This window comes from Mycobacterium stomatepiae (genome assembly GCF_010731715.1).
In the GTDB taxonomy this organism is placed as follows: domain Bacteria; phylum Actinomycetota; class Actinomycetes; order Mycobacteriales; family Mycobacteriaceae; genus Mycobacterium; species Mycobacterium stomatepiae.
This window is the reverse complement of the sequence record NZ_AP022587.1, coordinates 3621845-3635306: the sequence shown is the minus strand read 5'-3', so window position 1 is coordinate 3635306 and position 13462 is coordinate 3621845. Positions and strand designations below refer to the sequence as shown.

The 13462-nt window shown below is 66.4% G+C and carries 12 protein-coding genes and 2 pseudogenes; 13 read left to right on the top strand and 1 reads right to left on the bottom strand.

Annotation, left to right across the window (positions count from 1 at the left end; all coding sequences use genetic code 11):
• The first annotated feature begins 34 nt into the window (after nucleotides 1–34).
• The 10 genes and pseudogenes from G6N54_RS17090 (at nucleotide 35) to G6N54_RS17045 (ending at nucleotide 9043) form a co-directional block, all read left to right on the top strand.
• Nucleotides 35–1210 carry a cytochrome P450 gene (locus tag G6N54_RS17090; RefSeq protein WP_163794795.1) on the top strand — a complete coding sequence of 392 codons (1176 nt, stop codon included), beginning with the start codon at nucleotides 35–37 and terminating at the stop codon, nucleotides 1208–1210.
• 1 nt (nucleotide 1211) lies between these two features.
• Nucleotides 1212–2188, top strand: a pseudogene (locus tag G6N54_RS17085) (zinc-binding dehydrogenase).
• Nucleotides 2185–2925, top strand: a complete 741-nt coding sequence (locus tag G6N54_RS17080) for an HpcH/HpaI aldolase family protein (RefSeq protein WP_163791137.1) — start codon at nucleotides 2185–2187, stop codon at nucleotides 2923–2925. The pseudogene G6N54_RS17085 and the gene G6N54_RS17080 overlap by 4 nt, the downstream one beginning before the upstream one ends.
• On the top strand, nucleotides 2922–3329 hold the full coding sequence (locus tag G6N54_RS17075; protein WP_163791136.1) for a nuclear transport factor 2 family protein: 408 nt from the start codon (nucleotides 2922–2924) through the stop codon (nucleotides 3327–3329). The genes G6N54_RS17080 and G6N54_RS17075 overlap by 4 nt, the downstream gene beginning before the upstream one ends.
• Nucleotides 3326–4048 (top strand): SDR family NAD(P)-dependent oxidoreductase, encoded by a 723-nt coding sequence (locus tag G6N54_RS17070; RefSeq protein WP_163791135.1) that lies wholly within the window; start codon nucleotides 3326–3328, stop codon nucleotides 4046–4048. Before G6N54_RS17075 ends, G6N54_RS17070 begins: the two co-directional genes overlap by 4 nt.
• 6 nt (nucleotides 4049–4054) lie before the next feature.
• A pseudogene (locus G6N54_RS17065) lies at nucleotides 4055–5563 on the top strand (flavin-containing monooxygenase).
• Nucleotides 5560–6483: an alpha/beta hydrolase gene (locus tag G6N54_RS17060; RefSeq protein ID WP_163791134.1), complete on the top strand. Its 924-nt coding sequence runs from the start codon at nucleotides 5560–5562 to the stop codon at nucleotides 6481–6483. The pseudogene G6N54_RS17065 and the gene G6N54_RS17060 overlap by 4 nt, the downstream one beginning before the upstream one ends.
• A 368-nt stretch (nucleotides 6484–6851) precedes the next feature.
• Entirely contained in the window at nucleotides 6852–8045 is a 1194-nt protein-coding gene (locus G6N54_RS17055; RefSeq protein ID WP_163791133.1) for an enolase C-terminal domain-like protein, read from the top strand.
• 39 nt (nucleotides 8046–8084) lie between these two features.
• Complete coding sequence (locus G6N54_RS17050; protein WP_163791132.1) at nucleotides 8085–8549, top strand: acyl-CoA thioesterase; 465 nt, start codon at nucleotides 8085–8087, stop codon at nucleotides 8547–8549.
• A 53-nt stretch (nucleotides 8550–8602) separates the two neighbouring features.
• On the top strand, nucleotides 8603–9043 hold the full coding sequence (locus G6N54_RS17045) for an SRPBCC family protein (RefSeq protein ID WP_163791131.1): 441 nt from the start codon (nucleotides 8603–8605) through the stop codon (nucleotides 9041–9043).
• Between the two features lie 3 nt (nucleotides 9044–9046).
• On the opposite strand, the gene G6N54_RS17040 is transcribed toward G6N54_RS17045, so the two are convergent.
• Nucleotides 9047–9742 (bottom strand): GntR family transcriptional regulator, encoded by a 696-nt coding sequence (locus tag G6N54_RS17040; RefSeq protein WP_179969078.1) that lies wholly within the window; start codon nucleotides 9740–9742, stop codon nucleotides 9047–9049.
• Between the two features lie 148 nt (nucleotides 9743–9890).
• On the opposite strand from G6N54_RS17040, the gene fadD5 reads away from it, so the two are divergent.
• The 3 genes from fadD5 (at nucleotide 9891) to G6N54_RS17025 (ending at nucleotide 13459) form a co-directional block, all read left to right on the top strand.
• Nucleotides 9891–11549 (top strand): fatty-acid--CoA ligase FadD5, encoded by a 1659-nt coding sequence (fadD5, locus tag G6N54_RS17035; RefSeq protein ID WP_163791130.1) that lies wholly within the window; start codon nucleotides 9891–9893, stop codon nucleotides 11547–11549.
• Between the two features lie 208 nt (nucleotides 11550–11757).
• Entirely contained in the window at nucleotides 11758–12576 is an 819-nt protein-coding gene (locus G6N54_RS17030; protein WP_372513193.1) for an MlaE family ABC transporter permease, read from the top strand.
• A 13-nt stretch (nucleotides 12577–12589) separates the two neighbouring features.
• Nucleotides 12590–13459, top strand: a complete 870-nt coding sequence (locus G6N54_RS17025; protein ID WP_163791129.1) for an MlaE family ABC transporter permease — start codon at nucleotides 12590–12592, stop codon at nucleotides 13457–13459.
• Nucleotides 13460–13462 lie beyond the last annotated feature (3 nt).

The following is a 13462-nucleotide window of genomic DNA, read 5'->3' as shown; positions in this document are numbered from 1 at the left end:
CGACTTCGCGTACGATCCGTTCGACGCGAACGTCATGGCAAATCCGTTGCCGTACTACCGAACTCTGCGTGACGACTACCCGGCCTACTACATGCCGCAGTGGGACACCTTCGCGCTGTCCCGCTTCGAGGACATCTGGCGGGTGCTCGAGGTCAACGACGGAACCTTCGTCGCGTCGGAAGGAACCCTGCCCCCCGCGGCGGTGCTGGCCAAGCACAACACCGGGCCGGTCGAGGATCCACCGTTGCATCCCTTGCCTTTTCACGCCGTGTTCGACGCCGACCTCTACGGTGAGATCCGTCGCGCACACTCGGCGCCGTTGCGGCCGCGCTCGGTCGCCGGGCTGGAGGCCAGGATCCGCGAGCTGGCCAACGAGCGACTCGACGTGCTGCTGCCGCAGGGTTCGTTCGATCTGACCCAGGAATATGGCGGCATCGTGGCGGCCTCGATGGTCTGCGACTTGCTGGGTATACCAACCGAACTCGCGCCGCAGGTGTTGGCCGCCGTCAACGCCGGCAGCCTGGCCGCGCCGGGTGAGGGCGTCGACACCGCGCAGGCCCGCCCCAACTACCTCGAATACCTGATCCCCGTAGTGCAACGGCGCCGGGCCGACCCCTCCGGCGGCCCGCTTCCGGTGGTCGACGGGCTGCTGGGTTACCGGCTGCCCGACGGCAGCGCCCTGTCCGACGTCGAAGCCGCCACGCAGATGTTGTGCATCTTCATCGGGGGCACCGAAACCGTGCCCAAGATCGCCGCGCACGGGCTGTGGGAGTTGAGCCAGCGGCCCGATCAGCTCGCCGCGGTGCGGGCGGACCCGGCCGCCACCGTGCCGGTGGTACGCGAGGAGATGTTGCGGTACTGCGCGCCCGCGCAGTGGTTCGCCCGAACGGCACGCCGGCCGTTCACGATTCACGGCCACACCATCGAGCCGGGCCAGCGGGTGATCACGCTGCTCGCCTCGGCCAATCGCGACGAACGCGAGTACGAAAACCCCGACGAGTTCGTCTGGGATCGGCCCATCGCCCGCTCGCTGGTGTTCGGCCGTGGCCAGCACTTCTGCATCGGCTATCACCTGGCCAGGCTGGAAGTGGCTGTGCTGGTGCAGGAATGGCTGCGCAGGGTGCCTGATTTCGAAATCAAGGGCCAGGATGCCACCCGCCTGCCGTCCAGTTTCCAGTGGGGATGGAACCAGATCCCGGTGGAGGTCTGACGTGTGGTCCTACCGGATCATCGCCCCTACCTTTTCGACCGCACGTCGATCGCTGACAAGACCGCCGACGACCTGTCCGATGGTCAGGTGCTGTTGCGGTTCCTGGCCGCCGGGGTGTGCGGCAGTGACCTGCCCGGCTTTCGGGGTGCCAAGGGCCAGCTGCCGGGCGATGACGGTCCAAGCGCCGCCGAGAAGGACGGCTTCCCGATTCACGAGGTGGCCGGCGAGGTGATCGCCAGCCGGCATCGGCAACACCGAGTCGGCGATCGCGTGGTGGGCTGGGCCTCCGGGTTCGACGGCTTGATGGAACGGGTCATCAGTGACGGCAACGGCCTCGCGCCGTACGACCCGCGGCTGACCCCGGCGCAGGCGGTCGGGCTGCAACCGCTGGCGTGTGTCCTCTACGCCTGCGAGCAATTGCCGGATTTGGCCGGCCGGCACGTCGCGATCATCGGTCAGGGTTCGATCGGACTGCTGTTCTCCTACGTCGCGAAGGCGGCCGGCGCCCGGCACGTCACCGGCGTCGATCCCGTCGACCGGCGAAGCCTCGCAACGATATTCGGTGTCGACGAGGTGGTGCGTGCGAGCAGCGACCGCTGGGTCAGTCAATTGGCGCCGGACGAGCGTGCCGATGTGGTCATCGAGGCCGTCGGTCACCAGGTGGCCACCCTGGGGCACGCGATCGAAGCCGCCGCACCCGGTGGCACCGTTTTCTACTTCGGCGTCGCCGACGACGAGGCCTACCCGATTAGCATGCGTCACATGCTGCGCAACAACCTGACCCTGAAATCCGGTGTGACCCTTGACCGGCGACGGGTACTCGACCTCGCCGGCAAGTTCGCCGCCGAACATCCCGAGCTGCTCGGCTCCTACCTCACGCACACCTTCGGCGCACAAGACGTCCAAGACGTGTAGGACGCCTTCGACCTGGCGTGCCGGCCGGTGGCCGACCGCGTGAAGATCGCGATCGCCGAGTGAGCATCTTTCGCGAGGCGCTCACCAAGACGGTGTGGGGCGGCTGGATCACCGGGCCCACGCTGATCGGACCGGAGGAATACGCCCGCGCCGGATACGACTACGTCGGATTCGACGCCCAGCACGGCTATCTCGACGACGGCGACATCGCCGGCATACTCAGGCGCCTCGAGCAGGTGCCCATCGCGACCGCGGTGCGGTTGCCCAATGCCGACCCGGCGCCGATCGGGCGGGTGCTCGACGCCGGGGCCGACGCGGTCTTCATCGCGATGATCGAATCCGCCGACCAGGCCGCCGCGGCGGTGGCGGCCACCCGCTACGCCCCGGCGGGCGTCCGTAGCTTCGGTCCACTGCGCGCCAGCCTGGGCCCGGACCCCGCCGCTCACGAAGCGCGGGTCAGCGTGTTCGCGATGATCGAAACCGCTTCGGCACTCGCGAATCTCAGTGATATCTGCGCGGTCGACGGCCTGGCTGGCATCTACATCGGGCCTGCCGATCTGGCGATCTCGATGGGCCACGCCCCGATCGGATCGACCCGGCATCCGGAGGTGCTGGACGCGATCGTGCAGATCCATCGCGTCACCACCGAAGCCGGATTGGTCACCGGGATTCACGCCAGCGAGGGCAAGACCGGTCACGCCATGGCGCAGCTCGGGTTCACGGTGATCACCCTGGCCGCCGAATCGGCCGCGCTGCGGCGCGGAGCGACCGAGCATCTACGCGAGGCGACCGGACAGTGACCGACGACGCAGCCGCGATTCGCGACCTGATAGCCGGCTACGCGCTCGCCCTGGACGCCGGCGACATCGACGGCTTCGTGCAGCTGTTCACCACCGACGCCGAATACCGGGTCTGCGGACGTTCTTTCGCCGGACATGAGGGGATTGCCAAGATGTTTCGGGATGCGCCGCGCGGACTGCATATGACCGGGGCGTCGCGCATCGACGTCGGCCCCGACGAACCTGACACCGCGACCGCCCGCACGCAGGTCCTGTTCGTGAGGGCCGGCGACCTGCATCAGCGGCTTGCGCTCTACGACGACCAGCTGGTCCGCCGCGACGGCCACTGGCGTTTCCGGCAGCGGCGATGCCAGTTCATCACCAGCCACGGCCTGTCCGATAGCCCCGAGGCCCCGTCCTCATGAACGTCGCACTCGTCACGGGCGCGGCGGGCGGGCAGGGCTGGTCCATCACTAAAAAGCTTCGTGAACAAGGCTATTCGGTGGCCGCCTGCGACCGGCGCGCCGAGGACGTCGCCACCGCGGTCGCCGGACTCGGTGACGACGAGGTGATCGCCATCGCGCTCGACGTGACCAGCGAACAACAGTGGCAGGCCGCCGTGGAAAAGACGGTGGAGCGGTTCGGCCGGCTGACCGCCCTGGTCAACAACGCCGGGGTGCTGCATCGCGCCGCGCTGGCCGACGAGACGGTCGAGGGTTTCGAAAACGCTTGGCGCGTCAACTGTCTGGGCGCATTCCTGGGTATGCGTGCCGCGCTCGGGCAACTGCGGCAAGCCGAGCACGCGGCCATCGTGAACATCTGCAGCACCGGAGCGATCCGCCCGTTCCCCACACACTGCGCCTACGGATCGTCGAAGTGGGCGCTCCGGGGTCTGACCCAGACCGCGGCGGCCGAACTCGCCCCGTCGGGTATCCGGGTCAACGCGGTGTTCCCCGGGCCGATCGCGACCTCGATGCTCGATGACGCCACGCAGGCCCGGCTGACGGCGACGGCGACGTTCGGGCGGCTGGGCCAACCCACCGAAATCGCCGACGCGGTGGCGTTCCTGGTGTCGGAGGCGGCGTCGTTCATCACCGGTTCCGAACTCGTCGTCGATGGTGGGCAATGCCTACAGATTCGATGAAGAAACATGAAAACAGGTTTAACGGTCGGCATCATCGGCGCCGGCCCAGGCGGAATGGCTCTGGGAATTCTGTTGGGCCGTTCCGGTTTTCACAACTTCACCATCTTCGACCGCGAAGATGGCGTCGGGGGCACCTGGCGGATCAACACCTATCCGGGCCTGGCCTGTGACGTCAAGTCGCATCTGTATTCGTTCTCCTTCGACCTGAATCCGGATTGGTCGCGGCTTTGGTCCGGCCAGGCCGAGATCCTCGCCTACTTCGAGCGCTGCGCCGACAAGTTCGGGCTGCGTCCGCACCTGAAGCTGCGCACCGAAATCGTTTCGGCGCGTTGGGAAGAGGAAGCCCAGCAGTGGTGTCTGACCACCAGCACCGGCCAGCACCACCGTTTCGACGTCGTGGTATCCGCCGTCGGACTATTCACCCGGCCGCTTTTTCCGGAGCTCGTCGAGCGGGAGCCGTTCACCGGAACCGTGATGCACTCGTCGCAATGGGACCATTCGGTGGACCTGGCGGGAGCGCGGGTGGCCGTGCTTGGCACCGGATCGACGGCGTCGCAGCTGCTGCCCGAACTCGTGAAGGTGGCCCGGCAGGTGTATTCGGTGCAGCGGTCGCCGACGTGGATTCTGCCCAAGCCGGACCGACGCTACACCCGAGGGGAACGCTGGGCCTTCGCCCATCTGCCGTTCGCCAAAAGGCTGTACCGGACCCGGCTGTGGCTGCGCAGTGAGTCCAACATCTCGGTGATCGAGCACGGCAGCGAGAAGACGCAGGACTTCACCTCGATTGCTCTTGGTCTGCTGGAAAAGACGGTCGCCGACCAGAATTGCGGCAGCGACTGACGCCCGATCACCCGATGGGCTGCAAGCGGCTGGTGTTCTCCTCGGACTACCTGCCCGCGCTGACCCGGCCCAATGTCGAGGTGGTGTCCAGTCCGGCCCGCTATCTCAAGGCCCGATCGTTTGTCACCGAGGACGGCACCGAACGCGACGTCGACGTAGTGGTGTGCGCCACCGGTTACGCGGCAGCCGATTATCTCGGGCAGCTGGATGTCTCCGGGGAAGGCGGCACCACACTGCGCGAGGTCTGGAGTAAGGGGGGCGCATGCGTATCTCGGCATGGCCGTTGCAGGGTTCCCGAACTTCTTCATGCTCTACGGGCCCAACACGAATGTCGGCTCCAACAGTGTGATCTTCATGCTGGAAGCTCAGGCGCGTTACATCGTGCGGGCGTTGAAGTACATGCGGCGTAGAGGCAAAACGTATGTGGCGGTCCGGCCTTCGGCGTTGGCGCGGTTCATCGCCAAGATCGACCAGTGGATGGTCGGCACCGTGTGGACGACTCAGTGCAGCAACTACTTCCGTGCCGCGAATGGTCGCGTAGTAACGCAATGGCCACGTAGCGCGCGTAGCTTCTGGGAAATGACGCGTAGGTTCACCGCAGGCGACTTCATGTTTTCCAGCCATCCGCGCAGGCCCGTGTTCGCCGGCGACCACGAGGCGGCAGAAGAGCGATGACCGAATTGGATGGCGCGCAGCGGCTCGACCCGGCGCTGCGCGCCGTCGCGACTACCCGAACGGCCTTCTCCCCGGAGGCGATCGAGCTGATGCGCGGGCCGTTCGACCAGCGCCGCCGCGATGCCGCGCACCTCACCGACCTGCCGGGCGTGCAGATCAGCGAAGACCATGCGGGTACGGTTGCCGTTCGCATCTATCGGGGTGGGCCGTCGCCGGCACCGGTGGTCGTCTATTGCCACGCGGGCGGATTCGCGTTGGGCAACCTCGACACCGATCACCGCCAATGCGCGGAACTCGCGAGGCGCGGCCGCGCCACGGTGGTGTCCGTCGACTATCGGCTGGCCCCGGAGCACCCGTACCCGGCCGCGCTCGACGATGCGATCGCGGTGCTGAAGTGGGTGGTCGCCGGCGCGGCGGAATTGGACATCGACGTGGGCCGGCTGGCCATCGGGGGCAGCAGCGCGGGTGGCACCCTGGCCGCAACCCTGGTCCAGCGGTGCGCCGACGGGTTGGTGCCGCCGGTCGTGTTTCAACTGCTGCACCAGCCCGTCCTCGACGATCGCGCCACCGCGTCGAAGGAGGAGTTCCGCACCAGTCCGGCCTTCGACAGCGAAGCGGCCGAACTGATGTGGCGCTACTACCTGGGTGAACGGTCGGGGTGCCCGGACACCGTGCCTGCGCGGCGCGCCGAATTGCGGGGTTTGCCACCAACTTTGATCACCTGCGCGGAGATCGATCCGTTCCGCGACGAAGCGATCGACTACGCGCGGCGGCTCCTGCATGCCGGAGTCTCCACCGAATTGCACGTGTTCGCGCGCACCTGCCACGGCTTCGATTCGCTGCTGCCCGACTGGGTGGGCTCCGAGCGACTGTTCAGGTTGCAGGGCAACGTTCTGGCCACCGCGTTCTATGGCAGCTAGCCGTTGGGTCCGCATCGTTCGATTGTTCGGTGAGCCGCCGACAATCCACTGGCACCGACTAGCCGCCGCGCCGATTGCGGTATTTACCAACAACTTCGATCACCTGCGCGCAGATCGGTCTGCTTAGGGACGAGGTGATCGAATACGCGCAGTGGCTCCTGCGCGCCCGGGTTCTGCACCGATTTGCCCGTGTTTGCGCGCCGCCATCACGGCTTCGATTCGTTGCCCGACTGGCTTGGCCCCGAGCAGTTGTCGGCGTTGCGGGGTCGCACACCACGGCGCGTCGGGCACGGGGCCGACCCGGCGCCGCAGGTCGTGGGACGTTAGTCCCTACCGCGGGCGTAGCGGGCTGCGAACAATGACCCATTATGAAAATCACCGGCTTGGAGGTCGTGCCGTTCGAGACGTTCGTCGATCGAATCTCGTTTGGCGAATTGATGACCGACTATCGCGTGGTGCAGACCGTGACCAAGGTACTCACCGACGAGGGAGCCGAGGGCTACTACTTCGGCGGGCACTTTCACGGAGATCAGGATGGGCTGCTGCCCGGGGACCGGGCACTGATAACGCAATTCCTGAGCCCACTGCTCACCGGCCAGGATCCGTTCGACCGGGCGGAGATCTGGCGGCAGCTCTGGGCGGCGAAGCTGCCGGAGAACGTTTGCAGTGTCATCGATCTGGCCCTGTGGGATCTGGCCGGCCGGGTGACCGGCCTGCCCGTGCACAAACTCCTGGGCGGCTCTCGCCAGAGAGTCAAGGCGTGCGCAAGCAGTTTCAACAATCTCGGCAGTCCGGACGAATACGCGGCACATGCCACCGACTGCCAGCGCCAGGGCTATCGCGCCTACAAGATCCATCCGTACCACTACTGGAATCCCGCCACGCGCCGGGCCGCGCTGCCCCGGCCGTCCTACGTCGACTGGGATTTGGCTGTGTGCGAGGCGGTTCGATCGGCTGTTGGGGACGAGATGGTGCTCATGTTGGACCCGTGGGGTACCTACCAAACTTACGAGGACGCATTGCGGATCGGACGCGCGCTGGAGCGGTTGGGCTTCTATTGGTACGAGCGCCCGCTACCGGAGTACCGGGTCGAGTCTTATGCCCGGCTCGCCGATGAACTCGATATCCCGATCTGCTCGCCTGAAATTGCCGAGGGCGGCGTCTACACGCGAGCGGATTGGATTTTGCGCCGCGCGTCCGACATCAGTCGTATCGACGTATTGCGGGGAGGCATCACCGGCGTGATGAAGCTGACCGGCATGTGCGAGGCGGTCGGCATCCGCTGCGAGCTGCACATGAGCGGTTTTGGGAACCTGCAAGTCCTGGGTGCCACCAGCGAGGACGTCTGCGAATACTACGAGCGTGGCCTGCTGGGGCCGGGGGCCCGCTACGACACCGCCCCGGCCTATCTCGAAGCGCCGTGCGACCCGCTGGGCCCGGATGGATTCGTCGAGCTACCGTCGGCACCTGGACTCGGGTACCAGATTCGATGGGACTACATCGAAAGTCATCGTCTTCCCGAGACCGCGGTGGAACCCGTCGCACCCCTGCACCCGAGGTAGGGGGCTCAGGCAGGCGGCGAAACATGTTGGAATACCACCATGGCCAACATTCCGCCGGCACCAGAGCAGCTCACCAGTAGCGACTTCCCGGTGCTGTGGCCGGTGGGCACCCGGTGGGCCGACAACGACATGTTCGGCCACCTCAACAACGCGGTCTACTACCAATTGTTCGACACCGCGATCAATGCCTGGATCACGATCGGCACGGGGCTCGACCCGACCACGATGCCGGCGCTGGGTGTCGTCGCCGAGTCGGGCTGCCGCTATTTCTCCGAACTGCAATTCCCGCAGAGCCTCGAGGTGGGCCTCGCCGTGACCCGCCTGGGCCGCAGCAGCGTCACCTACCGGCTCGGCGTGTTCGATGCCAAAGAGGGCCAACAACCGCGGCCGGTCACCGCGCTCGGCCATTGGGTGCACGTCTACGTCGACCGCGCCAGCCGCAAGCCCATCCCGATGCCCGACCCCATCCGGACCCTGCTATCGACGGCCTGTGTGGAGGCGTAACCGAGATAGCGCCCTGCGCTGGGGCTTTCGCGTACCCGGCTATGCTTCGCCCCATGCCCGTTTTGAGCAAAACCGTCGAGGTCGACGCCAACGCCGCCGCGATCATGGCCATCGTCGCGGATTTCGAGCGATACCCGGAGTGGAGCGACGGGGCAAAGGGTTGCTGGGTGCTGGCGCGCTACGACGACGGCCGGCCCAGCCAGATTCGCCTGGACGCGGCCTACCAAGGCTTCGAGGGAGTCTTCATTCAGGCGATCTACTACCCGGGGCCGAACCAGATTCAGACCGTGCTGCAGCAGGGCGAGCTGTTCAAGAAGCAGGAGCAGCTGTTCAGCGTCGTGGAAATGGGCCCTTCGAGCCTCTTGACGGTCGACATCGACGTCGAACCGTCGATGCCGGTGCCCGCGCCGATGGTGAAGATGATGCTGAACAACGTGCTCGACCACCTCGCGGAAAACCTCAAGAAGCGCGCCGAACAGCTGGCCGCCAGCTAGTAGCTAACCGAAAATCCCGGCGCCGTCCAGCATTTGGGTCAGCCGCTCCGCCGCGTCGGTGAACTGCCAGACCGTGTGTTCCATGACCGCGGCGGTGTCGCGCCGGCGCAGCGCGGCGATCAGCTGCCGGTGATTGTCGACCGCGGCAACAGCCCAGTGCGGGTCGCCGGCGTACACCAGCACCGGCATATACCGTGCGGCGTTGAGCAGGAACCGGGCCAGCTTGATCCGCCCGCTGGCCTGGTTGAAGACGCGGTGGAACGAGAACTCGATGCCCGCGATGGTCTCGGGATCGCTGGAGCCGACGGCCGCCACGAGCGAATTGTTGATGCGCTCCAGCTCGTCGATCTCGGCCTCGGTGATGTGATCGGTGGCCGCCGCGGCCAATTCTTTCGCGATGCTGGCCTGCAGCCAGAAAATGTCGTCGATGTCCTGGCGGGTCAACGGCAACACGACGTGGCCCCGGTGCGGCTCCAGCTGAACCATGCCCTCACCGCGCAGCTTCAGCAGCGCCTCGCGCACCGGAGTCACACTGACCCCGAGTTCGGCCGCGGTCTCATCGAGGCGTATGAAGGTCCCCGGGCGCAACGCCCCCGACATGATCGCCGCCCGCAGGTGGCCCGCGACCTCGTCCGACAGCTGCGCCCGGCGCAGCTGCCGCCGCCTGCCATGGGCTCGCGTAGATAGAGGTACGTTCACGTCGGTAGCCAGGGCTTTCGGGGACGTTTTCAGGGCGTATCGGGGCTTGTCATCAGGGCGGTAAGGCCATAGTGTGACCCACACAACACTATGCTTTATCAAATATCAAGCTGTCGCAAGCGGTGCGCGAGTGAAGGGAAGGTATTAGTTGACCGCGCAACTTGCTGGCCACGAGGCACCAGCGTCGCAGCCGTCACACCCGAACGAACAGCCGTATCTGGCCCGCCGACAGAACTGGGTCAACCAGCTCGAACGGCATGCGCTGATGCAGCCGCAGGCCGTTGCCCTGCGTTTCACGGGCCGCACTCTGACGTGGTCTGACCTGCAGCGACGGGTTAGTGCACTGGCCGGGGCGCTGCGTCGTCGAGGGGTCGGCGCGGGCGACCGGGTCATGATTCTGATGCTCAACCGCCCCGAGTTCGTCGAGGCGATGCTGGCCACCAACATGCTCGGCGGCATCGCGGTTCCGCTGAACTTCCGGCTCACCCCCGCCGAGATCGGCTTCCTGGTCGAGGACTGCGAGGCGCGGGTCATGGTCACCGAGGCGGTACTCGCCCCGGTCGCCACCGGGGTCCGCGACATCCAGCCGCTGCTCGAAACAGTGGTCGTGGCCGGCGGCGCAAGCGATGACGACGTGCTCGGTTACGAGGACCTGATCAACGAGGCCGGGGACCCGGTCGAGCCGGTGGACGTCCCGAACGACTCGCCGGCCCTGATCATGTACACCTCGGGCACCACCGGGCGCCCCAAGGGCGCGGTGCTCACCCACACCAACCTGACCGGGCAGACGATGACCGGGCTGTACACCAACGGCGCCGAGATCAACAGCGACGTCGGCTTCGTCGGTGTCCCGCTGTTCCACATCGCCGGCGTCGGCAACCTGCTCGGCGGGCTGCTACTCGGCTTGCCCACGGTCATCTACCCTCTCGGGGCGTTCGACCCGGGCCAGCTGCTCGACGTGCTCGCGGCCGAGAAGGTCACCGGCATCTTCCTGGTTCCGGCCCAATGGCAGGCCGTCTGCGCCGAGCAGCAGGCCCGCCCACGCGAGCTGCGGCTGCGGATCATGTCGTGGGGAGCAGCGCCCGCCCCGGACGCGCTGCTGCGGGAGATGTCGGCAACGTTTCCCGGCACCCAGATCCTGGCCGCGTTCGGCCAGACCGAGATGTCTCCGGTCACCTGCATGCTGCTGGGCGAGGACGCCATCCGTAAGCGTGGATCGGTCGGCAAGGTGATCCCGACGGTCGCCGCGCGCGTGGTCGACGAGAACATGAACGACGTGCCGATCGGTGACGTCGGCGAAATCGTCTATCGGGCACCGACATTGATGAGCGGTTATTGGAACAACCCGGAGGCCACCGCGGAAGCGTTCGCGGGCGGCTGGTTCCATTCCGGCGACCTCGTCCGGATGGACGACGAGGGCTACGTCTGGGTGGTGGACCGCAAGAAGGACATGATCATCTCCGGCGGCGAGAACATCTACTGCGCCGAAGTGGAGAACGTGCTGGCCGGCCATCCCGGCATCGTCGAGGTCGCGGTCATCGGGCGAGCCCACGAGAAATGGGGCGAGGTGCCGATCGCCGTCGCCGCCGTCTCCGGCGACGGTCTGCGGCTCGACGAGCTGGACGAATTCCTGACCGAGCGGCTCGCTCGCTACAAGCACCCCAAGGCGCTCGAGATCGTCGACGCGTTGCCCCGCAACCCGGCCGGCAAAGTCCTCAAGACTGAGCTAAGGGTTCGCTACGGCACTATGGTCGCAACTCAAAAGCAGGGTAGTTCAAGGGATTTCACGCCAGGGAAGGAAAGCTGACGGAAACTGTACGTTTGCCCATTGTTGACGAAGGGTTAATTGTGCGGATGCGGTTCACACCTGCTTGGCCATCGGGTACATTCCTGTGGTCTCCGTTACTACTTGCCAGTAGGGAGTCGGTGATCACACATGTGGGTCCGGGGCAAGGTAGGGGCGTGCGAGACGATTCGCTGCGCCGTGGGGCGCAGGGCGCCGGCATGAGCGGGCAGTGGTGACTTCGACGTCAACCGGCGGTCGGGGCCCCTATCTGGTCGGCTATCTGCGCGACCAACTCGAGACGCCGCTGACCCTGATCGGCGGGTTCTTCCGGATGTGTGTTCTGACCGGCAGGGCGTTGTTCCGCCGGCCCTTCCAGTGGCGCGAATTCATTCTGCAGTGCTGGTTCATCATGCGGGTGGCGTTCCTGCCGACCGTCTTCGTCTCGATCCCGCTGACCGTATTGCTGATCTTCACGCTCAACGTGTTGCTGGCACAGTTCGGTGCCGCCGACCTGTCCGGCGCCGGCGCGGCGATCGGCGCGGTCACCCAGCTCGGCCCGCTGACCACGGTGCTGGTGGTTGCCGGCGCCGGATCGACCGCGATCTGCGCCGACCTGGGTGCGCGCACCATCCGCGAGGAGATCGACGCGATGGAGGTGCTCGGCATCGACCCGATCCACCGCCTGGTGGTGCCCCGGGTGATCGCCGCGACCCTGGTCGCCACGCTGCTCAACGGCCTGGTCATCACCGTCGGCCTGGTGGGCGGCTACCTGTTCGGGGTGTACCTGCAGAACGTCTCGGGTGGGGCTTACCTGGCCACCCTGACCACGATCACCGGCCTGCCCGAGGTCGTCATCGCGACCGTCAAGGCCGCGGTCTTCGGCCTGATCGCCGGCCTGGTCGGCTGCTACCGCGGGCTGACCGTGCGTGGCGGCTCCAAGGGCCTGGGTACCGCCGTCAACGAGACCGTGGTGCTCTGTGTCGTCGCGCTCTACGCGGTCAACGTCATTCTGACCACCATCGGCGTGCGATTCGGAACGGGACATTGAGAGGGGGCCGGAGATGACCAACGTCGCGGTACTGCGCGCCCGGTTCCCGCGGGCAGCCGAAAACCTGGATCGCTATGGCGGTGCCGCCGGCCGGGGGCTCGACGACCTCGGCCGGATGGCCTGGTTCGGGATGGTCTGCATCGCGCACGTGCCGCACGCGCTGCGCAACTACCGCAAGGAAACGCTGCGGCTGATCGCCCAGATCGGCATGGGCACCGGGGCCATGGCCGTCGTCGGCGGGACCGTTGCCATCGTCGGTTTCGTCACGCTGTCCGGTAGCTCGCTGGTCGCCATTCAGGGTTTCGCGTCCCTGGGCAACATCGGGGTCGAGGCGTTCACCGGCTTCTTCGCCGCACTGATCAACGTGCGCATCGCCGCCCCCGTCGTCACTGGCATCGCGATGGCCGCCACCGTCGGCGCCGGCGCTACCGCCGAACTCGGCGCCATGCGGATCAGCGAGGAGATCGACGCCCTGGAAGTGATGGGCATCAAGTCGATCTCGTTCCTGGCCACCACCCGATTCATGGCCGGGCTGGTCGTGATCATCCCGATCTACGCGATGGCGATGATCATGTGCTTCCTGGCGCCGCAGATCACCACGACTGTCCTCTACGGGCAATCCAACGGAACCTACGACCACTACTTCCGGACGTTCCTGCGCCCCGATGATGTGTTCTGGTCGCTCCTGGAGGCCATCATCATCACCGCGGTCGTGATGATCACCCACTGCTTCTACGGCTACAACGCCGGCGGCGGGCCGGTCGGCGTCGGCGAGGCCGTTGGTCGCTCGATGCGGTTCTCGCTGGTCTCCGTGCAGGTTGTCGTGTTGTCCGCCGCGTTGGCGCTGTACGGCCTCAACCCCAACTTCGCCTTAACGGTGTAGCGC